Origin of the sequence: Joostella sp. CR20, from assembly GCF_038433465.1 — a bacterium.
Classification (GTDB): Bacteria; Bacteroidota; Bacteroidia; order Flavobacteriales; family Flavobacteriaceae; genus Galbibacter.
The window spans coordinates 52003-76560 of the sequence record NZ_JAESVF010000010.1 but is presented as its reverse complement, the minus strand read 5'-3'; the positions used below and the strand labels follow the sequence as shown (position 1 = coordinate 76560).

21 protein-coding genes are annotated in these 24558 nt (G+C 35.7%); 5 read left to right on the top strand and 16 right to left on the bottom strand.

Going from position 1 to position 24558, the window contains the following annotated elements; all coding sequences use genetic code 11:
* Positions 1-387: 387 nt before the first annotated feature.
* The 3 genes from JMA43_RS12220 to creD are packed head-to-tail and all read left to right on the top strand — an operon-like array spanning position 388 to position 2686.
* Positions 388-996, top strand: coding sequence for a hypothetical protein (locus tag JMA43_RS12220; protein WP_342156913.1), 609 nt, complete (start codon positions 388-390; stop codon positions 994-996).
* A 2-nt stretch (positions 997-998) separates the two neighbouring features.
* On the top strand, positions 999-1286 hold the full coding sequence (locus tag JMA43_RS12215; protein ID WP_342156912.1) for a winged helix-turn-helix domain-containing protein: 288 nt from the start codon (positions 999-1001) through the stop codon (positions 1284-1286).
* Positions 1287-1339: 53 nt separating this feature from the next.
* A complete protein-coding gene (creD, locus tag JMA43_RS12210; protein ID WP_342156911.1) occupies positions 1340-2686 on the top strand; it encodes a cell envelope integrity protein CreD in 1347 nt (448 codons plus the stop codon).
* Between the two features lie 48 nt (positions 2687-2734).
* Here the strand turns inward: creD and JMA43_RS12205 are convergent, their stop codons facing one another.
* Positions 2735-3553, bottom strand: a complete 819-nt coding sequence (locus tag JMA43_RS12205; RefSeq protein ID WP_342156910.1) for a hypothetical protein — start codon at positions 3551-3553, stop codon at positions 2735-2737.
* An 80-nt stretch (positions 3554-3633) separates the two neighbouring features.
* Complete coding sequence (locus JMA43_RS12200; RefSeq protein WP_342156909.1) at positions 3634-4734, bottom strand: acyltransferase family protein; 1101 nt, start codon at positions 4732-4734, stop codon at positions 3634-3636.
* Between the two features lie 138 nt (positions 4735-4872).
* Between JMA43_RS12200 and JMA43_RS12195 the strand changes: the two genes are divergently transcribed.
* Positions 4873-5361, top strand: coding sequence for a regulatory protein RecX (locus JMA43_RS12195; RefSeq protein ID WP_446719409.1), 489 nt, complete (start codon positions 4873-4875; stop codon positions 5359-5361).
* 100 nt (positions 5362-5461) lie between these two features.
* Here the strand turns inward: JMA43_RS12195 and JMA43_RS12190 are convergent, their stop codons facing one another.
* The 11 genes from JMA43_RS12190 to JMA43_RS12140 all read right to left on the bottom strand — a co-directional run bounded on the left by JMA43_RS12190 (position 5462) and on the right by JMA43_RS12140 (position 14612).
* The gene (locus JMA43_RS12190; protein ID WP_342156908.1) at positions 5462-5755 is read right to left on the bottom strand and encodes a YciI-like protein; all 294 of its coding nucleotides are present in this window, start codon (positions 5753-5755) and stop codon (positions 5462-5464) included.
* Positions 5755-6621, bottom strand: coding sequence for a cupin-like domain-containing protein (locus JMA43_RS12185; protein WP_342156907.1), 867 nt, complete (start codon positions 6619-6621; stop codon positions 5755-5757). The genes JMA43_RS12190 and JMA43_RS12185 overlap by 1 nt, the downstream gene beginning before the upstream one ends.
* 97 nt (positions 6622-6718) lie before the next feature.
* Positions 6719-7816, bottom strand: coding sequence for a biotin synthase BioB (gene bioB / locus JMA43_RS12180; RefSeq protein WP_342156906.1), 1098 nt, complete (start codon positions 7814-7816; stop codon positions 6719-6721).
* A 219-nt stretch (positions 7817-8035) separates the two neighbouring features.
* Positions 8036-9193 (bottom strand): beta-ketoacyl synthase N-terminal-like domain-containing protein, encoded by a 1158-nt coding sequence (locus tag JMA43_RS12175; protein WP_342156905.1) that lies wholly within the window; start codon positions 9191-9193, stop codon positions 8036-8038.
* Between the two features lie 192 nt (positions 9194-9385).
* A complete protein-coding gene (locus tag JMA43_RS12170) occupies positions 9386-9631 on the bottom strand; it encodes a VF530 family protein (RefSeq protein WP_342156904.1) in 246 nt (81 codons plus the stop codon).
* Positions 9632-9816: 185 nt separating this feature from the next.
* Positions 9817-10404 carry an SET domain-containing protein gene (locus JMA43_RS12165; RefSeq protein WP_342156902.1) on the bottom strand — a complete coding sequence of 196 codons (588 nt, stop codon included), beginning with the start codon at positions 10402-10404 and terminating at the stop codon, positions 9817-9819.
* 39 nt (positions 10405-10443) lie between these two features.
* Positions 10444-11712: an adenosylmethionine--8-amino-7-oxononanoate transaminase gene (gene bioA / locus JMA43_RS12160; RefSeq protein ID WP_342156900.1), complete on the bottom strand. Its 1269-nt coding sequence runs from the start codon at positions 11710-11712 to the stop codon at positions 10444-10446.
* 172 nt (positions 11713-11884) lie between these two features.
* Positions 11885-12277: a DUF1398 domain-containing protein gene (locus JMA43_RS12155; RefSeq protein ID WP_342156899.1), complete on the bottom strand. Its 393-nt coding sequence runs from the start codon at positions 12275-12277 to the stop codon at positions 11885-11887.
* Positions 12278-12325: 48 nt separating this feature from the next.
* Complete coding sequence (bioD, locus tag JMA43_RS12150) at positions 12326-12946, bottom strand: dethiobiotin synthase (protein ID WP_342156898.1); 621 nt, start codon at positions 12944-12946, stop codon at positions 12326-12328.
* Positions 12947-12991: 45 nt separating this feature from the next.
* Positions 12992-14152: an aminotransferase class I/II-fold pyridoxal phosphate-dependent enzyme gene (locus tag JMA43_RS12145; protein ID WP_342156918.1), complete on the bottom strand. Its 1161-nt coding sequence runs from the start codon at positions 14150-14152 to the stop codon at positions 12992-12994.
* Between the two features lie 43 nt (positions 14153-14195).
* The gene (locus tag JMA43_RS12140; RefSeq protein ID WP_342156896.1) at positions 14196-14612 is read right to left on the bottom strand and encodes a putative quinol monooxygenase; all 417 of its coding nucleotides are present in this window, start codon (positions 14610-14612) and stop codon (positions 14196-14198) included.
* A gap of 232 nt (positions 14613-14844) precedes the next feature.
* Here JMA43_RS12140 and JMA43_RS12135 point away from each other — a divergent pair, with 232 nt between their 5' ends.
* Positions 14845-16626: a M61 family metallopeptidase gene (locus JMA43_RS12135; RefSeq protein WP_446719408.1), complete on the top strand. Its 1782-nt coding sequence runs from the start codon at positions 14845-14847 to the stop codon at positions 16624-16626.
* 85 nt (positions 16627-16711) lie between these two features.
* On the opposite strand, the gene JMA43_RS12130 is transcribed toward JMA43_RS12135, so the two are convergent.
* The 3 genes from JMA43_RS12130 to JMA43_RS12120 all read right to left on the bottom strand — a co-directional run bounded on the left by JMA43_RS12130 (position 16712) and on the right by JMA43_RS12120 (position 24438).
* Positions 16712-18787, bottom strand: coding sequence for a M13 family metallopeptidase (locus JMA43_RS12130; protein WP_342156895.1), 2076 nt, complete (start codon positions 18785-18787; stop codon positions 16712-16714).
* 349 nt (positions 18788-19136) lie between these two features.
* On the bottom strand, positions 19137-19652 hold the full coding sequence (locus JMA43_RS12125; RefSeq protein ID WP_342156894.1) for a hypothetical protein: 516 nt from the start codon (positions 19650-19652) through the stop codon (positions 19137-19139).
* Between the two features lie 127 nt (positions 19653-19779).
* Positions 19780-24438, bottom strand: a complete 4659-nt coding sequence (locus JMA43_RS12120; protein WP_342156893.1) for a T9SS type A sorting domain-containing protein — start codon at positions 24436-24438, stop codon at positions 19780-19782.
* Positions 24439-24558 lie beyond the last annotated feature (120 nt).

Sequence of the window (24558 nt, the reverse complement as noted above, 5' to 3'; positions counted from 1 at the left end):
CTCTTTTGGAGTAACTAAAAAAGCTCGGTTCGATAGAGACATCAATATTGATGAATTTTAACTATTTGTATTTTAATTATTGAATAGTACTTTCATTTTTGTCTTGACACAAAAACGAAACAAAAAAGTCAAGACTGATTAAAAAAGCATAAGAAAATCTACGGAAACTACCTCCACAGATAAAAAGAACTCGCTACGCTCAAACAGCTTTTTATCTATCAGCCCACGCTGCTTCCTTGATTTTCAATACTTTTTAAATAGGTCAATTTTATTACGTATTTATCATTCTCATATCGAACTCACATTAAATAAAATAACCCTCAACATCACTTTTCATTTTGATAATATAATTTTTTTATTTTACTTTGTATTTCAAAGTACTTTAAAATGAAAGAAAAGAACTATTTAGAAGATATCAGTCATATTAAAGATATGATGAATCGTTCGTCTCGATTTATTTCTCTTAGCGGTGCCTCAGGTATCTTTGCTGGTTGTTATGCCATTATTGGTGGGATGTATGCATACTTCTACCTCTTTCCAGGATTTAAAGAACAATTAAATTACGGAAGTACAAACTTCTATAAAATTATAGGAGTAGCACTAATAGTTTTGTTATTAAGTATTTCAACAGCAATAATTCTTACTTCTAGAAAGGCTAAAAAAAACAGTGCTAAAATCTGGGATATTACAACACAGCGTTTAGTAGTTAACTTCTTAATTCCGTTGGTAACTGGTGGTATCTACATCATATTAAAATTACAAAGTGAGCAGCACGGACTTACAGCAGCTTTAATGCTTATATTTTATGGATTAGCACTTGTAAATGCGTCAAAATACACCATTGGAAATATTAAATATTTAGGCTTAGCCGAAATTATATTAGGCCTTTTTTGCGCCACATTTCCTGGTTACGGATTTTGGTTTTGGATTGTAGGCTTTGGTATTTTTCATATTATCTACGGAAGCATGATGTTAATTGAAGAAAAAAAGGCATAATCTTGGGAATAATTGACAACATAAATAAGCTATACGATCATAGAGTGCGATTAGGAATCATGTCTGTGTTGACTGTTAATGATGCCGCAGATTTTAACAGACTTAAAGAACTGCTTAATGTAACCGACGGAAACCTAGCTAGCCATTTAAAAGCACTTGAAAAAGCTGAATATATTGCTGTTGAAAAATCCTTTATCGGACGAAAACCACACACAAATTACAAAGCTACCAAAATTGGGAAACTAGAATTTAAAAAACACATAGAAGCACTAGAAAAATTAATCAATTAATATTTTTTTACTTACTTACTTTGAAATTCAAAGTACTTTAAACACTCATAAAAATGGAACAAAAAAGAAGCAAACTCGTTACTTGGATACAAGAATCAATTACAGCAAAAATGTTTACAGTAGGTATGTTAATTCTCATTTTACTAATCCCTCTAGCATTTGTGCAAGACCTTATTAAAGAGAGAAAATACAGGCAAGAAGATGTTGTAAACGAAATTAATGACAAATGGGGAAATGAAATTATTCTCTCTGGCCCTATCCTAAAAATTCCGTATAAAGAAATTAAAGAGGTAAAATCGATAAACAGCGAAACCAATTTATATGATATCAAAAAAGAGGAATACACACATTATGCGTATTTCTTTCCTGAAGAATTAACTATCGACACAAAAGTTGAAACCAAACCTCTAAACAGAAGTATATATAAATCGGTAGTATTTACATCTGACATTGATGTTTCAGGAGAATTCCCTCAAGTTCAATTTGAATTGCCTAACATTCAACCAGAGAACATTTTATGGGATAAAGCAACAATTATCATTCAAACATCAAACTTAAAAGGCATCAGAAATACGGTAGAAACTCAGCTACAAAACAATAAACTTTCAATGGCTCCTATTTATAATAATTCAGTTTTAAATACGATTGAAAGTGGTGCAATTACAAATTTTTCAGAAATAAATGAATCGAAAACAGCATTTAAATTTAAACTAAAAATTAACGGAAGTAAAGCTGTAAAATTTATTCCTATCGGAAAAACAACAAAGGCTTCGATTACTTCCAATTGGGCATCGCCAAGTTTTGATGGAATGTTTTTACCTGAAGATGGCTCTAGAGAAATTACTGAAAATGGATTTAAAGCTTCATGGAAAGTATTGCAAATAAACAGGCAATTCGAACAAACATTTTACAACACGCTCCCAGATTTAACTCCGTTTGCCTTTGGTGCCAACTTAATCATTCCTGTTAATGAGTATGCAAAAAGCGAACGCGCCTCTAAATATGGATTTTTAGTAATCGGACTCACATTCTTGGTGTTTTTACTAATTCAATTAGTAAGCAAAATATACATTCACCCGTTCCAATATGTCATGATTGGGCTTGCACTGGTAATGTACTACACCTTACTTATTTCAATTTCTGAACACAGTTCGTTTTTAAAAGCGTATCTAATAGCAACACTTGCTGTACTTGGCTTAGTAACACTCTATACAAAATCAATTTTAAAAAGCACTAAGTTTTCAGCTTTAATAGGAATTTCACTACTAGCTTTATACGGATTCATTTATGTAATTATCCAACTAGAAGATTATGCTTTATTAGTAGGAAGTATTGGTTTATTCACAATTCTTTCAGCAATCATGTATTTCTCTAAAAAAATAGATTGGGAGAATAAATAAGACAGTAATCCATCGCAGTTTTGAGTATAAAAATCTATCTGCGATGGATTATTTATTTCGTATAACAAATGGTATAGCGTAGGTTGTTTCTACTGGTTCGCCATTAATTGTTAGAGCCTTGGTAACAGGTAAAGATTCAATTATCGCTACGGCTCTTTCTCTTAAGAAATCATCTTCTAGACCTCCAATTTTTAAAGCTTTAACTTTACAATTAGCGGAAATAGAATATGCTATATAAATTGTTCCTTGTACATTATGCTTTTTAATATAATCATCATATCCAAAATTATCTCCAATATGTTTTGACACTCCTTTTTTAAAACATTCAAGAGATGCATAATATCCATCTGAATCACACTCAAAACTCAATTTAGGATGCTCCTTAACATCACCTCCAGTATAAATATTAGACTGCTCTTCTTGTGACATATATTTATTTGTATTAGAATCTAAAACATAAGTATAGGAAAGTTTATGAAAAGCAATAAACTTACTCCCCTTAGGATTTAAAATTTGTTGTACCGATAAATTCTTCACGTACTCCTCTACGTTTCTGATACTTTTTGTAGATATCTCTTTATTTTTTGTAAAAACTTGAACACTACTGTCATCTATTTCATTTTCATCATCAATTAAAAAGCTTATATGAATAGTAAGTGAATCCGAAGACATTCTTTTAAAATTCTTTTTATCATTTATTTGTCTGTCCAACTCCTCGTTTAACATTTCATATAAACATTTATTTGAATCTATTGCAGACTCACAGCCAGAGACAATTATTTGCTCTTTAAGAAAATATTCGACACTCCCTTGAGAATAAGAAATATTGAAACACACTATGAAACATAGAAAATTAATAATTTTCATAAAAATTTATTTTTGATAAATATAATTGTATCGTATTAATTCTACAATTTAATTTTGAAAGAATGTGTTAACAAGCATATTTACACCTTCACATAAATCTTTTTCTTATCCATAAAATATGCAATCAACCAAAGTATCATGGTAAATACTAAAGCGAACATAAATGAGCCTAAATAACTTCCCATCCACGACATAAATAAATGCTGAGCAATCCATCCGTAGGCAGAAGAATCGCCAATAGGAAACGTGTAAAGTAAGGTTGCAAAAACACCCGAAAGGATATAAATAAACAGCGGATTTTTCCCTAAAACTTCAAAGAAATACGTCCACTTTGTTTTTTGCCAAATTTCGATTACATATACCAAAAGTGCTAGTACAATAAGGTCAATTCCAACAGTTAATAACACATACGAACTAGTCCATAATTTTTTATTTACAGGAAAAGACATGTCCCAAGTAAGGGCTATAAAAATTAAAACACAGCCTACCAATGCAAGTTTGGCGACCGCCTCATAAGTTTTCCCGATTTTCTGAAGAAACAAACCTGCAAAATAACCGCCAAGCACATTTACAATGGCGGGAAAAGTACTTAAAGCCCCTTCAGGATCAAACGGAATTCCCTCTCCTTGATACATATGATTGCTACCTACAAGCCATAAATCAAGTTTTACAACAGCATTGCCTTCCATCGTATAATCACCAAAAAAACACAATACTAATTGGTAGCCTATCAGTAAAACTACACTCATCAAAAAAGCACCTTTGCTTTTTAAATAATATACAATGAGCGATGCAAAACAATAACACAAAGCGATGCGTTGCAACACTCCAAATATTCTAGTTTCGGAAATTGGTTTTAGTGAACCATCTTTAAAAAACGGAAACCAATACAGCAAAAACCCTATCAGAAAAATCAAAAATGTACGCCTTAGTACTTTCTTTAAAAAAGCAGAATTATCAAATTGCTCAAACTTTTTAAAACTAAAACTCATTGCATTTCCCACCACAAAAAGAAAGGTAGGGAACACCAAATCGGTTAAAGTAAAGCCGTGCCACGAAGCGTGTTCGAAAGGTTTATAAATGGTACTCCAAGACCCAGGAGTATTTACAATAATCATTAAAAAAAGTGTAAGTCCTCTAAGCACATCCAAAGAGAGGTAGCGGTTTTGCGTAGTTTTCAAAGTATGGTTGGTTTAAATAGGTAAATTTATTGAGAGAAAAATTGAAACAATTCAAGTCTTATTCGGTGAATTAAACAAAATATTTCCCTCAATTCGTAAAGATAATTAAATTCTGAAAAAACTAAATCGCAGTTTATTTTGTTTCTTTACACCGTGAACACAAGTCCGTCATACACCGTAGAAGAAGCAAAACGCAAACTAGAACATTATTGTGCGTACCAAGACCGTTGCCATAAAGAAGTTGTAACGAAATTGAAAAACATGAATATGATTCCGTTGGCTATCGACTCCATTGTTTCACACCTTATCGAGCATAACTTTTTAAATGAAGAACGATTTGCCAAAAGTTTTGCACGCGGAAAATTCAGTATAAAAAAATGGGGGAAAAACAGAATTGTTCGCGAGCTTAAAATGCGAGACATTTCAAAATATAATATTCAAAGTGCTTTAAAAGAAATTCCTGAAGAAGATTATTATAAAACATTTAATGATTTAGCTGAAAAAAGAGCACAACAAATTACTGAAAAGAACACTTTTAAGAAGAAGAAAAAAATTGCCGATTATTTGCTTTACAGAGGTTGGGAAGCCAACTTGGTTTACGAAAAGGTAAATGAAATGATTAAATAAAATAGAATTGAATATGCACCACCGACCTATTTAAAAAGTACAAAAAATCAAGGAAGCATAGAGGGCAAAAGATTAAAAGCTGTTTGAGCGTAATGCTATTTCAAACGTTTCTCTCAAAACCATTCACCACTACATTCCACTTTCTTACACTCCATGAAACAACCAATTTATGTTGCACGTAAGGGTCGTTTTCAGCAAAAGAAATAGCAACTTCATCCGTTTCTGCTTTAAAAATCAACAAAGCTTCATCAGCAGGATTTTCCATAACACCGCCCAAAACAAGTAATCCTTTCAGGACATATTCAGTAGCTAACTGTAAATGCGCTGTTCTGTATTTTTCACGCTCGGCTAAGTAATTGTCGGCTGTTTTATATGTGAGTGCGTAGTAATTCATTACGAATTAATTCCGAGGGATTTATGTGTTTTTGTTATAGCGCGCTCATTCTTCTCATCAATCCATGCTTGCCCTTTAATTCTGCGCATTAAATTATCGTAATGACGCATTATAAATACATTGTAAACGGCCTTTGTTAAATTGATGGGCTTTCTTGGCAACGAACGCAAACTCATTGAAAAACCTGGTGTAATATATTTCATATAATGCCAATAACCTTCTGGCATGTAAAGCATCTCACCATGATTTAAATTTGCAATAAATCCTTCCGCTTGTTTTAAGGCTGGAAACTTGTCGTAATCAGGATTGTCAAAGTCTATATCTTCTCTTGAAATTAAAGAGTGCGGAACTTTATACATGTATTTAGATTGGTCTGGAGCAAACAAAATACATTGCTTTTTTCCGTGGAAATGAAAGTGCAAAATATTAGAATAATCAATATCAAAATGCATAAACACCTTGCTGTTTTCACCTCCAAAAAACAACATTGGCAATTGTTTTACAAGTTTCAAACCAATAGAAGGCCACTTAAAATCGCTTTGCAAAGCAGGTACTTCTTTCATTAAATTGTACAAGAAAATACGATAACTCGTCGGTTCTTTTTCGAGTAAATCTATATACTCGCTCATCTTCATTTTTGCATGTGGCTCGTTAAAACCGTCTTCGTGTGTTACGGGTCTATCATCATACAATGGTACAACTTTGTCGCCTGCAACTTCTTTGATGTAGTTGAGATGCCACTTTGTATACGCCGGCCAATCTGCTGTTAATTGCTCTATAACCACTGGTTTTTGTGGTTTTACATAGTGCTTAATAAAATCTTCTTTGGTAAGGCTTTTAACGCGAGGAATCTCTTGTAATCTCATAAATCTAACATCAAATAAACTGTATAAAAATACAAATTGTTTGCGATAATTTAACCTACCGCAAACAATTTCAAAAATGTAATATGTTTAAAACAGACTAAACTGCATTCGTTTTTTTCTGTTCTTTCGCTATTTCGTTTCGCTCGATAGTATGCCCAGGACGTGACCATTTTGGTTTTTCGCCCAGTGCTTTATATTTCGAGTCGGTTGCTTCAACAGTTTCTGGTTGTGCTTTTTTAACAAATGGTTTCTGCGGATTCAACCCTAGTTTTTTAAACATTTCCATGTCTTCATTTACATCTGGGTTTGGAGTAGTCAATAACTTATCTCCTGCAAAAATCGAATTTGCTCCAGCAAAGAAACACATCGCTTGCCCCTCTCTACTCATTTGCGTTCTTCCTGCCGATAAACGCACCTGTGTTTGTGGCATTACAATACGTGTAGTTGCAACCATACGTACCATTTCCCAAATTTCTACTGGAGTTTCATCTTCCATCGGAGTTCCATCAACAGCAACAAGCGCGTTAATTGGCACCGATTCTGGTTGCGGACTCAAAGTAGAAAGTGCTACCAACATTCCGGCGCGGTCTTCTATCTTCTCTCCCATTCCTATAATTCCACCGCTACAAACCGTAACATTGGTTTTTCTAACATTATCGATTGTTTGCAAACGGTCTTCAAAACCTCTAGTCGAAATTACTTCTTTGTAGTATTCCTCCGAAGTATCTAAGTTATGGTTATACGCATACAATCCAGCTTCTGCCAAACGTTGCGCTTGGTTTTCGGTAAGCATTCCAAGTGTACAACACACCTCCATTTCGAGTTTATTAATCGTACGCACCATTTCCAAAACCTCATCAAACTCTGGCCCGTCTTTTACATTTCGCCAAGCGGCTCCCATACAAACTCTCGAACTCCCCGCTGCCTTTGCTCGCAACGCCTGCGCCTTTACATGAGAAACTGTCATTAAATCGTTCCCCTCAATATCGGTATGGTAACGCGCTGCCTGTGGACAATAACCACAATCTTCTGGGCATCCGCCTGTTTTAATCGACAATAAAGTCGAAACCTGTACCGTGTTCGGGTCGTGGTGCAAGCGGTGCACTGTGGCTGCTTCGTACAACAACTCCATTAACGGCTTGTTGTAAATTGCCAAAATTTCTTCTTTCGTCCAGTTGTGTCTTATTTCGTTCATTGGTTCTGGTTTATATCTTTTTGGGCTTCCCACAACAAAAAAGTTGTGGTCGGGCTTTCGTTACTCGCTTCCCAACACCTGTTGGGAGAGCTCAAACATGCCACTCAATCCCTAAGCCAACTTCATTTTAAAATTCAAAAATAGTAATTCCTTTTGGTTAACTTTATTTCAAAGCCATTTTTCTCAATTTCAAATCGGGTTTATCTGCTCAAAAACTGCTTAAACCGACAATAATACGCTTACTGCATTCCCTCCAAAACCAACTGCATTTACCAACACTTTTTTAATTTTTGTAGGTTTTACAGTATGGTTCACAAACGGAACCTCAATAAACTTTTGGTGTTGCATCATTAAAATTCCCAATTCCAAACTCAGCAGTCCAGAAGCGCCAAACGTATGGCCAATTTTCCATTTATTGGTTGTTAAAGCCGGCATATTGCTTCCAAAAACTTTTTCTATTGCTTTCACTTCTGTACTATCCCCTTTTATCGTTCCTGGTGCGTGCATCACAATAACGTCAACTTCGTTGGGGTCGGTATTTTTCAATGCCATTTTCATCGATTTCTGAAAACATTCTGCTTCCTCTGAAATCGAAATATTGTGTTTTAATATTTCCGTAGCATAACCAACACCTTCAACATACGCTAAAGCATTTTCCGAAGTGCCATTTTCCAAACAAACCACCGAAGCGCCTTCACCCAAAACCATTGTATTTCGAGTTTTACTCAAATCTAATGCTTTGCAAGGATACGCATCCGAAGTATTTTCAGCATAAATTTTTAAAGCCTTCATCTGCGCAATGGTAAAAGGCGTTAAACTCGCCTCGCTTCCACCCACCAAAAACTTGGTACTCATTCCACTTTTAAGCCAAGCAACGCCATTTACAAGCGCATGCAAAGCGGTAGAACAAGTAATAGAGTGCGAAAGTTCTGGCCCATCCGACTGTAAATCGTGTGCCAACCAAGACGAAATATTCCCCAAAGTGGTGGTAGGCGATGCCAAGGTGCTCGACTGCCCTTCTTTTAAATACGCCTCATGATATTTTTCGAACAACGCAGTTGCACCACGCGAAGAACCGATGTTAATACCAAAATCGTCGCCAGTTTTCCAGCCTGCTTGCTTAACAGCTTTTCGAGCAATTAACATTGCGTACAAAACGCTATTGTCTAAACTTTTATATTTAATATCGGAAAGTCGTAAAGCTTCTATTTCAGCTTTAGCATTTGCTGGCAAAGCAGCTACCAAAGCTTTGTGAGTGTCAAAATTTTCTTCAGCTAAAAAATGGTTTTCGTTTAAGTAGTTTTCCCAAATTTCGTGAGAAGAACTCCCCAAAGCAGAAACCGAAGCTAGTGCTGTAATAGCAATTTTTGTATCCATTATAATTCAACTACATTATCGATTGCAAAGCTAATGCTTAATCCTGAAAAACGAGAAAAAGCCATGAGTTAAAGCATAAAAATGCCAATTGATGTAATTAAACAACTAAACTTGCTTCTCGACTACGCTCGAAGGGACATAGTTATTGGGTGTTGGGTGTTGGGTGTTGGGTGTTGGGTGTTGGGTAAAAAACTACTTTTTACTTCCATTTCTATATAAATACATTTGCTCTACTTTTTCTCTAGCCCAAGGTGTTCTACGTAAAAATTTAAGGCTCGATTTTATCGAAGGGTCATTTTTAAAGCAATTGATATTTACACGTTCAGACATTTCTCGCCAGCCATAAGTAGCTACCAATTCTTCCAATATATCTACCAGTTTAACCCCATGCAACGGATTATTTGGTTGTTCTTGCTTTGGAATATCCTTGCTGCTCATATCTGTTTAATTTTAATGTCGTTCTGAAAGCAGTAAAGATAACGATTATGAAATGAGTATAAAACACAAAGAGCTGCCTATAAAATTTTTAAAACGTCATTCAGAATTATAAAATAATGAAAAACTGAGGCAAACTCAGGTTGACGAAAATTAAACTTTATAGACGCTCTTTTAAAATTTTACTCCTATTTATCGGCGTAATAACACGTTAAAATAGAATCTAAAACTGCTTCTCCTTTGTGAATTTGCGCAATTCTATTTTTTATGTTTTCATTTAAAAACTTAGACAAAGGTTGGTTTACAACATCTATTTCTAAAAAGGCTTCTTGCAAGGCTTTGTCCCAAACAGGGTGATATTTTAGCAAATCGTTTGGATAAACAATTTTACGCCGTGTCCCCTCATCTTTAGCCTTAAAAGGCTTTGCAATGTTTAAATATCCATAGTCGTCGGTAAGTTCTTCCCCTGGGTAAATATCACGAATTGCAATTTCAAAATCGTATGGGGTGGTTAAACAGTTACTTTTAAAACTATGGTTTACATATTTTGCCATATCCCAACACAATACATATTCGCCTTTGTTGTTTCGAAACGTAAAGTAATCGAGAATTTGTTGGTAATCGTTGCTCATGGTAGCAACTTGAGACGGAGTAAAAACCATATCTAAATGGTCTTGAACCCATGTAATTGTTCCTTTCGGAATCAATTTTGTAGCCACAACGCCATGACCTACTTCATCAGAAATAAATCGCAGCTCGGTATGCGGATGAATCATTGAATGATACGCGAATAATTTTAAATTTATTACGCTAATTTATACTATTTTTTGAAGCAAAATTTCAATCTTATCATAAATTTTTTGCAATTGTTCATCGGTAATTACATAAGGTGCAGCAATATAAACCGTCGACCCCAACGGTCTCATAAACAATTCATTATCCAGAAAGAAACTCAACAGTTTATCACGTAAATTTCCGTAGCGCTCCATTTCAACATTCAAATCGATTGCATAGATAATTCCGCACTGTCGTGTACACGCAACTTTAGGGTGATTTTTTATTCGTTCATTAAACTTTTGATGCGATTTTACAACTCTTTCAATGTTGTTTTGCATCTCCTCTGTTTGTAGTAATTCTATCCCTGCAAGAGCAGCCGTACAAGCAATTGGGTTGGCACTATAGGTATGCCCATGAAACAATCCTTTACCAATATCATCACTATAAAATGCTTGATACACTGCCTCCGTACAACTGGTTATCGCCATTGGCACCATTCCAGCTGTAAGGGCTTTACTCATACACATAATATCTGGGAGATGCTGTAAATGCAAGGAAGCAAAGTGTTTACCTGTTTTCCCAAAGCCTGTCATCACCTCATCAGCAATGGTGATAACCCCTGCATTTTTACACGCCTCAATTAGCAAATCTAAACCTTCGGCATCGTGCATTTTCATGGCTGCTGCCCCTTGCACTAAAGGTTCGTAAATAAAACTTGCTACTTTATTTTCAGCAATAATAGCTTGTAATTGCTTTAAAACTTCTTGATTATTTTGCCCATTCGGCACTGGAATTCTTTCTACGGAAAGGAAAAAATCTTCAAACGGACCATTGTAAACAGACAAGCCAGAAACCGACATTGCACCAAAAGTATCGCCGTGAAAACCTTCTTCAAAAGCAATTAAAACATTACGCTTCTCACCTCTATTAAAATGATATTGCAACGACATTTTTATAGCCACTTCTACGGAAGTGGAACCATTGTCTGAAAAAAATAGTTTGTTTTGATTCTTCGGAAGAATATCGATAAGTGCTTCTGAAAGCTTTACCACTGGCGGATGCGTAAGTCCTGCAAACACTACCTGGTCTAAAGTTTCGACTTGCTTTTTTACTTGTGTAACAATATACGGATGACAATGTCCGTATGCCGAAGTGTACCAAGAAGCAATTCCGTCGATGTATTCTTTTCCGTCTTCTGCATATAAAACAGCTCCTTTTGCCTGCGTAATGGCAATAGATTCTGGGTGAATTTTATGTTGCGTTAATGGGTGCCAAAGATGCTTTTTGTCTCTTTCAGAAAGTGTCATAAACAGTGTTTTATAAGTAAACTACTTGAGGTAAGTTCACGAGGTTTTGAAAGGAAATTCAAATTTGATTTCGACGTAAACCTCGGAACATTTAAATCTCGATTATCGAGTAAAACAATTACACTGCAAAGATGCGGATTCTTTTAGATTTTATATTAAAACCGAGTGTTTTTTAAACACTCGGAATATTTTCAACTAGCATCTCATTTCCACTTTTGTCGTAGTAAATGCATGTCATTTTATCAAGGTCTACAATCCATTTTTCAATGCCATTTACTGCGCAATCATTACAAAAAGTAAGATAATCGGTTGCTCCCTGCTGATGCGATTTTAAACATTTTATAAATTGTTCCTTATTGCTTTTATCAGCAATTATCAAAGTGTTATACATGCTGGGAGAACTTGTTTTAAAATTGTCTGCACCAAAATAATCGGTATGACTATCTGCAACAAATGTTTCAAAACCTTGTACCCCCAAATCTTTTATTTCTTGAATATATTTTGGAAAGTCTGCACCACTTTTTACTTTGCTATGCGCATCTTTAATTTGAGTTACTGTAAACATACTACTACAATTTTTATTATAAATAATTGTAAAAATACAGTAAAAAATCTATAGTTTTTCTAAAGCAGGTTTAAATTTCTTCGCATATTTTTTAATAACTTCTTTCGTGAATTCTTTTTCTTCATCGATTCGCCCAATTACAGGCACATTCGTCATTTTATGAATAATTTCCTCGGTAGTAGGATGCTCTTTTCCGCTAAATAAAATTGACACATCAAAACCGTGTTCTTTCAGAAGATTCACAGTGAGCAAGGTATGGTTAATACTCCCCAAATAATGCCTTGAAACCACAATAATTTTATACGTTGGTTTGATAATATCCATAATGGTATTAGTATCGTTCAACGGAACTAAAATCCCACCAGCACCTTCAATAACGAGTCTGTTTTCGGTTTCTGGAACTTTTATTTTATCAATATCGATAACTACATTATCAATTGCAGCGGCTGCATGCGGACTAATTGGTACTTTAAGCGCGTAACTGTTAGGATGGAATTTACTTTCGGTATTTGATATTAACGTATGTACTTTCTGGCTATCAGAATTGTCTAAATCTCCAGATTGAATAGGCTTCCAGTAATCGGCTTCTAAGGCTTCAACAATAATGGCCGAAGCAATGGTTTTTCCAACCTCAGTAGAAATACCAGTTACAAAATAACGAGACTTCATAGGGTAATTTTTATAGTAGTATTGAATCTAATTTACAAAAACAGTTTATATAAGTAGGAGAAGTAAGTTTAAAACTTCAGAAATTTCGTCAAAAGTATTAAAACTATGCATACAAAAGCGCAAACGCTCTTCTCCTTTAGGAATTGTTGGCGACAAAATTGGTTTTACATTGTATCCTTTTTCTTTTAATTTCTCGGCTATTAATTTTACTCTTTCATTTCCTGGAATCACAAAACATTGAATTGCCGACTCACTTTTGATGTATTTTATAGAGTTATCCGCAAACAAATTATTCCAAGTACTTTGAAAATATTGAATGTTTGCTTTTAATTTTTCTTGTCGCTTTTCAAACAAAAGCTCTTTGTTTTCCAACTGTAAATACACACTTAAAATGGTTGCCAACGAATGCGGTGGCAAACCAGTTGTATAAATAAAACTTCTTGAAAAATTTATTAAATACGATTTCAATTGTTCACTTCCTAAAATGCAAGCGCCGTGACATCCAAATGCTTTTCCAAATGTAATAATACGTGCAAAAACTGAAGCTTCGAGTGATAAACTCGACACCAAACCTTCTCCATGAGTTCCGTAAACCCCTACCGAATGTGCTTCATCGACCACCAAACACACTTGATGTTCTGAACACAACTTAGCCAATGCTTTTAAATCTGGGCTATCGCCATCCATCGAAAACACAGCTTCTGTTACAACATAGATTTCATTTTCTTCGGAAGAAAATTTTGTGATTAATGTTTCTAAATGCTTTAAATCGTTATGCTTGAATTTATAAGATTTTGAATTGCTAAGCTGAATTCCATCGCGGATACTCGCATGAATAAACTCGTCAAACAACACCACATCGCCACGCTGAGGCACCGATGAAAAAAAACCAATATTGGCATCGTAACCCGAATTAAAAACTAAAGCTTCTTCACTTTTATGAAAAGTTTTAATTTTTGTTTCTACAGTGGTGTACAAATTGTGATTGCCCGTAATTAACCGAGAACCTGTTGCTCCATTTGCATGGATGTTTCTATCAGAAAGTAATTGTTGCGCCTGCGTAAAAATTGTTTCTTCAGCAGAAAAACCTAAATAATCGTTCGAAGAAAAATCGACCAAACCAGATGCTATTGGCAAGGTTCGAAGTGCATTTTCGCTTTCTCTACTGGCTAGTTTTTTAGCTAATTTCTTCGGGAAGTTATTCATTCCTCTGTGTTTTGTGTTCAATTTTAAGTTTACAAAATTAGCTTTAATTCATCTTATTAAAAATCATGGGCATCGTTTCAAAATCCATCGAACTCATTTCGATTAACTTCAAATTCTTCACCATTTTAAGAGTGGATGTTTTATAATGTTTAAAATGAGGAGTTTCTAAATGCAATTCATAAGCTTTTTTATCTGCGTAAATCTCTAAAATCTTAATTTTTGTAGGAGTATCTTTTTCGAACATCGGAAAAATCGAAATCACACCAGGTTCTATCGCTACAGAAGCTTTGGCTTCTTCTTTTAAAATAGACATATATTCTTCAAGGTATAAAGAATCAACTTCTATTTCAGCAATCCTCACCATCATTTCATCAGTATTAAAACTCTTTTTCGATACACTTTCTTCGGTACAAGAAATAAAAAGAGTAATTGCTATGCATAATAAACTAAGTTTTTTCATTTGTTTAATTTTTGGTCAACTTTCTATTCGCTCTAAAGAACAAAAGTTTTATTTCGAAGCATGTCTCAGAACAATTAAATCTCGATTATCGAGTAAAATTACACAATCGTACAAGTTGCCACAAACACTTCCGCAGAAAAGAAAATAAATCACAAATACAGATTCTACTCAAAAAATTAAAATTGGTATCTTGTCGCTTCAACAAAACAAATATTCATTAAATCCAAAAACCTTGAAAAAAGTAGCTTGCATTGGTAGTTTTATGATGCTTTTTTTTACTGCAAAAGCGCAAACTCCAGTAAATTATTCCATTTCATTTGAAAATGCTGTTCACCACGAAGCAACTGTAAATGTAACATTCCCAAAAACATCGAGCGATTCTCTCCATGTGCGTATGAGTCGAAGTTCTCCTGGGCGATATGCTTTACACGAATTTGCTAAAAATGTGTATGGAGTTTCGGCTGTGAGTGAAAGTGGCGATACGTTAAAAATTGTTCGGAAAAATCCGTACGAATGGATTATTGCCAATCCGAAAGGAGCTACAAAAGTGAGTTATACCTTGTTCGGAAATCGCGCGGATGGAACGTATAGCCAAATTGACGAATCGCATGCGCATTTAAATATGCCAGCTACTTTTATGTATGCAAAAGAAATGTTTGATTTTCCTGTTGAAGTAAGTTTTAACGTGCGTAAAGACCTTAATTGGAAAGTTGCCACTCAGCTAAAAGATGAAGGAAATAATAACTTTTCGGCTCCCAATTTTCAATACTTTTTTGACAGTCCTACCGAAATAAGCGATTTTAAAAAGCGAACTTTCACTGTAAATTCAAACGGAAAAGATTACACCATCGAATTTGTATTGCACGATACGGCTTCAGACGAATTGTTTGATCAATATTTTGAAAAGGTAAAACGTATTGTTTTAGCTGAAAAAGACGTTTTTGGAGAACTTCCAGACTTCGATTTTGGAAAATATACTTTTTTAGCCTGCTATGTTGAAAATGCTAGTGGCGACGGAATGGAGCACCGAAACTCTACTATTCTTACCGATACCGAAGGACTTGCCAATGGCGGAATGAAAAACAATATCGGAACAGTATCTCACGAGTTTTTTCATGCTTGGAATGTAGAGCGTCTCCGTCCAAAAGCACTTGAGCCTTTTGATTTTTCAAAAGCAAATATGACAGGAGCGCTTTGGTTTGCCGAAGGTTTTACCAGCTACTACACCAATCTTATTTTATGCAGAGCGGGTGTTATTACGCCAGAAGAATATGCAAAAAGCTTGAACGGCACTTTTAATTATGTGTGGAATTCTCCTGCTCGACAGTATTTCAATCCTATCGAAATGAGCTACCAGGCTCCATTTGTAGATGCTGCTACTTCGGTTGACCCTGTAAATCGTGAAAACACTTTTATTTCTTATTACTCCTACGGAAGTGTTTTAGGCTTAGCGCTCGATTTATCGCTTCGTCAAAATGGACTAAACCTCGACGATTTTATGAAGAAAATGTGGGAAGCCAACGGAAAAGAAGAAACGCCTTATACTATAGACGACCTTCATTTTAATTTGAGTTTGTACGCCGGAAAGCCTTTTGCAGATACGTTTTTCAACAATTACATCTACAAAAGTAAAATGCCAAACTACACCGAATTATTTGAAAGTGTAGGTTTTGAATTCTCACAAGATGATAAAAAACCTTACACTGGTTTTTATACAAATAGCCAACAAGTAATTACAAGAAATGTAAAAAAAGGAAGTCCAGCTTACACTGCAGGTCTGGATGTTGGAGATACAATTTTAACTATCGACGGGAAAAAGGTTGATAATAATGATACTTTAGCATCTCTTATTACTGACAAAAAAGTAGGCGAAACGATTAGTATAACCTACAGCCGTTTTGGAGTTGAAAAAGAAACAAAGCTCACCCTTACCAGCGACCCAACTTATACTATTTCTTTGGACAAAAAAGCAAAAAGAAAAGTAAAGAAACATCGAGAAGCTTGGTTGAAATAATTAGCTTTAATAAGGTCAATACTTCTCAAAATAAAAAAGAGCGCTATATAGCGCTCTTTTTATATCTTTTTCTTTTTAAAAAGAATTACCAAATTTTAATTCTTTCTTCAGGAGTAAGGTACATTTCGTCTCCTTCTTTGATATCGAATGCATCATAAAAAGCATCGATATTTAAAAGTGGCTGTGTAGCTCTGTACATTCCTGGAGAGTGCGGATCGGTTTTGATACGGTTTTTAAGCGCTTCATCACGCATTTTTGTTCTCCAAACCGTTGCCCAAGACATAAAGAAACGTTGCTCTGGAGTAAATCCATCTATTTCTCCTGGGTTTCCGTGCTCTTTTAAGTGCATTTGTAAACCGTCGTAAGCAGCGTTTACACCACCTAAATCTCCGATATTTTCACCTAAAGTAAACTTCCCGTTGATAAACACTTCTGGTAATACTTCAATTCTGCTGTATTGAGCAGCAAGTGAATCTCCAAGTGCATTAAATTGTGTAAGATCTTTTTCTGTCCACCAGTTTACTAAATTTCCATCAGCATCAAAGTCTGCTCCACTATCGTCAAATCCATGAGAAATTTCATGTCCGATAACAGCTCCAATTCCACCGTAATTAACAGCAGCATCTGCTTTAAAGTTGAAAAATGGTGGTTGTAAAATAGCCGCTGGGAAAACAATCTCGTTATATGAAGGGTTGTAATATGCGTTTACTGTTTGTGGCGACATATACCACTCCGATTTATCAACTGGTTTTCCAAGTTTATCGATAGTTTCAGCAAAATCCCATCTAGAAACATTTAATGTATTTTGGAAGTAAGAACCTCCATCTGCAACAGTCTTAATATCTAAAGAACTGTAATCTTTCCACTTATCTGGATATCCAACTTTAATTGTAGTTTTGTCTAATTTCTCGATTGCTTTTTTCTTCGTTTCAGCATCCATCCAAGGCAATGCATTGATACGAATTTCGTATGCTTTAATCACATTAGCAATCATTTCTTTTGCTTGTGCTTTTGCTTCTGGCGGGAATTTTTCGTCTACATAAAGTTTCCCTAAAGCTTCTCCAACCGACCAGTTTACAGTTTGCAACGCTCTTTTTGCTAAAGGCTCTTGCTCCTTAGCTCCACGCAATTCTTTGCTATAAAACTCCCAATCGGCTCTGTCCATTTCTTGCGAAAGTCTACCTGCAGCACTATTTACTAATGCCCAACGTAAATAAGCTTTTAGCGTGTTAATGTCTTCAGATTTAAAAACATTTTCCAACGATTTTGTGTAAGCAACTTGACTGATATCAATTGTATCTACAGTAGCAGCTCCAATAGCTTTAAAATATGCTTTCCAATCGAATGATGGAACCATTTTTTGTAAATCGTTTACAGCTGTTGGGTTGTACGTAGTGTTTGGATCACGACGTTGAACTTTGTCTAACATCGTCTCTGCAAGTTTTGTTTCTAAAGCTAAAATTGCCGAAGCTTGTGCTGCAGCTTCTTCTTCAGAATAACCAACAAATTGAAGCATACGTGTAACGTGCGCTACATATTTCTCGCGGATTTCTTTTGAATCGGCATCATCTTCGATATAATAATCTCTATCTGGAAGTCCTAATCTACCAGAACCTAAAGCAGCAACATTTTTGTTACTATCTTTTGAATCGGCACCAACACCAAATCTAAAGAAAGTAGCTCCCATAAAAGGAGTCATTTCTGTAAGATAAGCTTGTAAATCTTTGATGTTATTAATCGCATCAATTTTTTCAAGGTATGGTTTTAAAGGCGCAACACCTTGCTCGTTTCTAGCAACTGTATCCATGATAGATTCGAACATACGAACCGCTTTGGCTTGATCCGAACCTTTATCCAAATTTGGGTTGTTTTTTGCTGCATTTAAAATTGCAAGCGCATCGTCGTCGGTGTTTTCTCTAAGTTCGTTAAAACTTCCCCACGTGGTTTTGTCGGCTGGAATTTCGGTTTCATCCAACCATTTTCCGTTTACAAATCGGAAGAAATCGTTCTTCGGACTCACTGTTGTGTCCATGTATTCTAGGTTGATTCCTGGGGTCTCAACAACCTCAGCAACATCCTTTTTAGGCTCAGTTTTGCAAGATGCAAGTATTGCAACTGAAGCAAGCCCATAAACTATAGGCTGACGTAAAGTTAATTTCATTTGTTTACTTTTTACTGTTTTAATGGTTTTAAAATATCATGAAAATCCAACCTTCGCGAGGGCTCAAAATAAGACTCAGATACTTTAAATTAATTAGTTTGTTATGAATCTATGCAATTTAGAATAAATTGTGAAGCTGAATGTGGGCACCACTACAAATTAACAATTCTTTAAGAAAAATGTCATGATAATGTAGCAACGACTATTTTTTTTATAATTGTCCGCAATCTGTCATAACATACTGTCACCTCGAACGCAGTCGAGAGGTTATTTAGCTTAACAACTTTAAATAAGGTCTCGACTACGCTCGACCTGACATTTTAATCTTGGTATGATACATTACGGATATTCAATTTTTTTCTTTTATAAAATCTTGATAAATTTTACTTTTTAATGCTTCTGATAATTGCTGACGAAGTGCATTGTAAGTCGTTAAAATTTTTGCGCGCGAAACATTAATTGAATCTACAGGAGCATTTTCTTCTAATCGAGTTTTTAACTGATGACTGAAGGTTTTAAAAACTACCAAACGGCTTTTAACATCTGGAGAATTAAACTTTGCAGGAAATAAAGAATCTTTCGCAATATCGGTGTCCAAACGGATAAATTCTTCAGCAAAATAAGTAAGGTCGCCTGTTTGCTGATTTTGAAACTTCTCCATCAAAACACTTAATTCCTTAAATTTTTTCCACTTGTTTATCTCTGTCAATTTCTCTTGACTAATCGGGACAATTGCAGGCAATTCACTATACGTCAATTCTTTTTCTTCTTCGGAAGTAACATTTCCGTCTTGACTAGCATCGCTCCCGCAACTAGTAAAAAAAAGACCTCCTAAAAATATGGCTATGTAAATAATTGACTTCAAAAAACTGTGAATTAAAATTTAGCTCCAAAGATACGGGAGTAAAAATAAAAATCTATTTACAATTAAAAAAAAGAGGCTCTTTAATAAAATTTTAAAGAGCCTCTAAAGTATATCAATGTTTGTTGAGCTACTTCTTAACCATTCGGATGTCTTTAACTTCTTGTCCGTTTTCTAAAACTTTCAGAATGTAAATTCCTCTGGAAAGTCTAGAAAAATTGATGGTTTTTAAATTATAACCAACATTAACTTTTACATTTTTAATGTGCTGTTTAAGTTGCCCGTTTATGTCGTACACTTGCACTTCAAGCTTTGTTGAATTATGACTGTTTATTACAAGTCCGGCTGCATAACGAACAGGATTTGGCACTAAATACACACTCGCAATCGAAATTTCGTTTGGTGTTTCTGAACAACTACCTAGTACCGCTCCAAGCTTCAATAAATGTGGAACTGTGTATTTTGAAACACATAACGAACGACCTCTATAACAAATAGCTACTTTTTCTATCCATGGGTTATTACCGCAACTTACATCTTCTACCTCAACGGTAACACTTTCGGTTTGCGAACAACCATTTGTGTCGGTTACCGTTAAAGTGTAAGTAGTGGTTTCTTCAGGAGCAACTGTTATCGACTGAGTTGTTTCTCCATTACTCCATTCGTAGGTGTACGATGCTGTTCCTCCAGAGATGTTTTCAGGAGTAATTGTTACTGAATTCACATCACCATATCCCACATATATTTTTTCAATTGTAGGCATATCAACAGTGATTGCTTCAGGTTCAGTAATCGTAAAATATTCAGTAATAGAATTTCCTTTAGCATCATTTACCACCACATCATAATCTCCAGGAATTAAATCGGAAACACTTTGCGTAGTTTCGCCATTACTCCACAAATACTCGTAAGGAGCAACACCTCCGCTTATTTCGATAGAAGCTGTTCCGTTGTCTGCTTCGGAACACGTACTGTTGGTGAACTCTAAATTTTCAACAACTAGCGGAGCCACATTTTCAAACATCAATCGAATAGAAACTGGGAAATGGTCGGAAACTGTACTGGTATAATCGCTGTCGTAAAATTCGTAGTGTACTGTTGCTGAATTTTCTATAAAATTATCCTGAAGTTCATTGGAGAGTGAGATATGGTCAATCATGTTTTCTCTAAAAGCATACGAACGATATCCTGCTTCACTCAAAGATAGAGTTGCCAAGAAATATTCTTCAGGGTCATTTATAAATGCTTCAAATGAAGAAACAGTCGTATTAATTCCGTCTGCAACAGTTTCATCTAAATCATCGTTATAGTCACCCGCCAAAATAAGATTGGCTTCAGGAAACATAACATCCAACGAATCTTTTAAAACTTCTATGTCGTACTTACGCATTTCATATCGCAACTGCGCATCGCTACTACTATTTGCACGTGCATGCAATGCTACGATATTAATTTCTTCGGAAGCGCCATTGATGTTTACATCGGCAGTCATTAAAAAAGGGAGTCTTCCACTTGCATAAAAACGGTCTGCTTCAGAAGGATAATCGGTTAAATAAGAAGTATCTCCACCGTTGTAATACGGATGAATACTTTGCAATAACGCCTGTGTTTTCTTTGGCGTAACCGTAGCGGTTTTATAAACAAATCCTACTTTTTGTTTGGTGCCAGAATCATTTGGATACGAAGTAGCGTCGGACAATACAAAATCATAGCCATCGAGTTCACTCACTGCTTGTGCAAAAAGGGCATCGTCCGAAATTTCTACCACCGTATAAATATCGGCGTTCAACTTTTTCATGATGGTTACAACGCTATCTTTTTGTACCGCATCTGAATTTGGATAACTAGAAGCTGGCGAATTTCCTTCATCGCCAAACCATTCGATATTCCAAGTTACAATATCTAAGGTTTCTTCCTTCGGAATATCAATTCCGTTACTTGGGTCAAAAGGTGTAGCACATGGAAAGTCTGTTTTCATTCGTGGTAACAACTGTGCAAACTCGTTAAAAGTTCCTACAACACCAACAATTTCACAATGCTCTGGTTGTACCAATCCAGATAAATCTGCTACATCTTTATCAATTCGCAATTCTCCTGTTCCAGAAGCATCGGTAATATTCACGTTTGAATCTCCAAAAAGTAAACTTCCAGGAGCTGGAAAAGTAGCATCTACAATTTTAACCAGTTGCCCACGATAATTTGCCAATTCAGCAATAGTAATTTCTTTTGGTTGAATAGGTTGTGTTGGTAGTCCGTTATTTGCTACGGAAGAAACACTTCCTAATTGAATTTGATTGTTGAATGACGAGCGACTAGCAGTTACGGTTATTGAATCTCCGATAGCAAAGTTCCCTCCGTGAATTTGTTCATCAAAAATAGCAATTCCTCCAGTGTTATCTTGAAGATATGCAGGACCTGCAAAATTATCAGACACCGTCAAAACCCCTGTAATGGTTACTGTTGTACCGTCTGGAAGTGCTCTAGCTTCGGCAATTGGAATAATATCCGTAGGAACAACAATTACAGTCCCTTCGTTTTCTACCCCCGGTGTTGGAGTTTTTGCAACATACGCACTCGTATTTAAAAGTCCGCCACCACCATTTGGAATACGTTGCAGTGAATGATTGTCTTTATCGCCTTCGGCATCTTCATTTACCTGAGGTTCCCCTGCATTTAACAATGCTAAAAGTTCCGTGTCATCGTCGTCATTTGTATCGTACACTATGGCATCGATTAAGCCATTTGTAGTAAGTGTTGTTCCATTTGGAAAATCGGTTGCAACCCCCTGATAAAGCGCAATTGCATCCGCTCCATTTTGAATGCTGTTACTGCCTATCACATAAGAAACATTGGTAACACCTTCATTTCCTAAAACAAAATATCCTTCCGCATTGGTTGTATATCCGCTTAAATCATAAGTGTTATAAACTGTATCTCCGTTTCCGTTGTAAAGCACCAACAAAAATCCGTCAAGGGCAACATTTCCAACGCCACCATCATAAAGTTCTATAAATTCGGCAACATCAGTACCTGGGGTATCTGCGTCAATTTCGTTTATAATTAAATTGATTTGTTCCGTTGCATTGGTGTTGCTAGCTCCAGGCGTTGGAATAGCCGTAACATATGTTTCCGTATTTCTTAGCCCCCCACTCCCATTGGTATAGCGCTGTAACGAATGGAAGTCTTTGTTGCTATTAAAATCTTCATTTATTTGAGGTTGCCCATCGTTTAGTAACACAAGTAATTCGGCATCATCACTATCGTTTGTATCGTACACAATAGCATCAACTAGACTGTTGGTAGTTACTTCTGTTCCGTTCGGAAAATCGGTTGCTTCAGCTTGGTAAAGTGCAACTGCATCGGCTCCATTTTGCAATCCGTTTCCAGCAAAAACTATAGAAACATTAGAAACTCCTTCGTTTCCTAAAACAAAATATCCGTTTGCATCGGTTGAATAGCCATCCAAATCATACGCTTGGTAGCTCAAATTGTTTGAACCGTTATACAAAACAAGGGTAAATCCGTCAAGTGCGGTGTTTCCAACACCTCCATCATACAATTCAATAAATTCGGCTGTATCGGTACCTTCAGTATCTGCATCGATTTCATTAATTAGCACAACAGCATCTGTGCCTCCGTTATTTCCTGAGAACACTTCATTGGTAGTATTTGGTGTATTTAATGCTTCTCCTTCTTCGGAAGTGGCATCTGGGAAATTTGGTAATCCTTCTCCATTAAAACTATTTCGAACCCAATCTGAAGTTGTATCGGTATCCATTCCATTCGGAATTCTAGAAGCACCACCAACGGTAAAAGTACTTCCATCAAAAGACGGATTTAAAACTACTTCAGCATAAGCAACATCGCCAGTTTCGGTATCAACCACCGCAACAGCATCAACAATGGCAGTCCATGGAGTTGTATCGAATACGCCATCGGCATTGGTATCTACAACATCACCTACGGCACCTGTAAAGTCTTCTACCAAAAGTAAACTTACAGTTCCGTTTTCAAATTCATTAGAGAAAAATTCGGTTGTATAAAATCCTTCAGCATTTGTTGTTCCTAATTGAAATGCGCCATCAATTGTTCCTACGGAAGAAGAAGCGTCGCCTTCAATTTCAATCAGCCAATACGATGATAAATCGGTTTCAGGAGTTGCAAAAATTTCGACAAACTCGTTTGAATCTGTACCCGTGTGATTAAACACAAACTCATTAATAACAGGCGCGATGGTAACCGAACCAAAAATTTGATTTGTATTGATACTTCCAAAGGTAGCTGACTCTTGAACTTCCCATGAAAACGCAGTATAATCAGTGCCAGTTCCTACCAACCCTAAAGAAGTTCCTTCAGGCGTGCTGCTGGTTTGTGCAATTCCAATATCTTCACTCAACATTCCGCTAGCGGGACCACTTGTTGCAGTTAAAGTTCCTTCGTAACTTAAAAACTGAACAACCGTTCCGCTTGCATCAACAAGCGCAATTCCATCTGGACTTCCGTTTTGCAATCCGTTAGCTGGTAACGAAATATGAGCAACGCCAAAACCATTACTCAAATCGGCAATTGTGGTATTTATCGTTAAGGTGTTATAAGGTGTACCGTTAGAACCGTTGTACAACACAATGTTGTAAGTTGAAAGGTCGGTACCAGCAGGGCCTGCAATTTCGATGCTTTCGTTTACATCGGTGCCTGCATTGTCGTAATGAATTTCATTTATAAACACACTTTGCGCGAAAGTGTAGCATGAACAAAACGCAATGGATAAAGAAAGTAGAAATCTTTTCATATATTATTTTTGATGGGTTATCTCTCACAAAAATAACATCTATTTCTTTTTTAACACTGATTATCAATGTTATGTAATTGTTAGGCAGACTTAAATAAATAGAAAATTTTCGAACTTACA

What these genes read in the sequence shown, in the direction of transcription:
- JMA43_RS12220 (WP_342156913.1), top strand. Translation starts at nt 388, where the DNA reads ATGAAAGAAAAGAACTATTTAGAAGATATCAGTCATATTAAAGATATG.
- creD (WP_342156911.1), top strand. Translation starts at nt 1,340, where the DNA reads ATGGAACAAAAAAGAAGCAAACTCGTTACTTGGATACAAGAATCAATT.
- JMA43_RS12205 (WP_342156910.1), bottom strand. Translation starts at nt 3,553, where the DNA reads ATGAAAATTATTAATTTTCTATGTTTCATAGTGTGTTTCAATATTTCT.
- JMA43_RS12190 (WP_342156908.1), bottom strand. Translation starts at nt 5,755, where the DNA reads ATGAATTACTACGCACTCACATATAAAACAGCCGACAATTACTTAGCC.
- JMA43_RS12185 (WP_342156907.1), bottom strand. Translation starts at nt 6,621, where the DNA reads ATGAGATTACAAGAGATTCCTCGCGTTAAAAGCCTTACCAAAGAAGAT.
- bioB (WP_342156906.1), bottom strand. Translation starts at nt 7,816, where the DNA reads ATGAACGAAATAAGACACAACTGGACGAAAGAAGAAATTTTGGCAATT.
- JMA43_RS12175 (WP_342156905.1), bottom strand. Translation starts at nt 9,193, where the DNA reads ATGGATACAAAAATTGCTATTACAGCACTAGCTTCGGTTTCTGCTTTG.
- JMA43_RS12170 (WP_342156904.1), bottom strand. Translation starts at nt 9,631, where the DNA reads ATGAGCAGCAAGGATATTCCAAAGCAAGAACAACCAAATAATCCGTTG.
- JMA43_RS12165 (WP_342156902.1), bottom strand. Translation starts at nt 10,404, where the DNA reads ATGATTCATCCGCATACCGAGCTGCGATTTATTTCTGATGAAGTAGGT.
- bioA (WP_342156900.1), bottom strand. Translation starts at nt 11,712, where the DNA reads ATGACACTTTCTGAAAGAGACAAAAAGCATCTTTGGCACCCATTAACG.
- JMA43_RS12155 (WP_342156899.1), bottom strand. Translation starts at nt 12,277, where the DNA reads ATGTTTACAGTAACTCAAATTAAAGATGCGCATAGCAAAGTAAAAAGT.
- bioD (WP_342156898.1), bottom strand. Translation starts at nt 12,946, where the DNA reads ATGAAGTCTCGTTATTTTGTAACTGGTATTTCTACTGAGGTTGGAAAA.
- JMA43_RS12145 (WP_342156918.1), bottom strand. Translation starts at nt 14,152, where the DNA reads ATGAATAACTTCCCGAAGAAATTAGCTAAAAAACTAGCCAGTAGAGAA.
- JMA43_RS12140 (WP_342156896.1), bottom strand. Translation starts at nt 14,612, where the DNA reads ATGAAAAAACTTAGTTTATTATGCATAGCAATTACTCTTTTTATTTCT.
- JMA43_RS12130 (WP_342156895.1), bottom strand. Translation starts at nt 18,787, where the DNA reads ATGAAATTAACTTTACGTCAGCCTATAGTTTATGGGCTTGCTTCAGTT.
- JMA43_RS12120 (WP_342156893.1), bottom strand. Translation starts at nt 24,438, where the DNA reads ATGAAAAGATTTCTACTTTCTTTATCCATTGCGTTTTGTTCATGCTAC.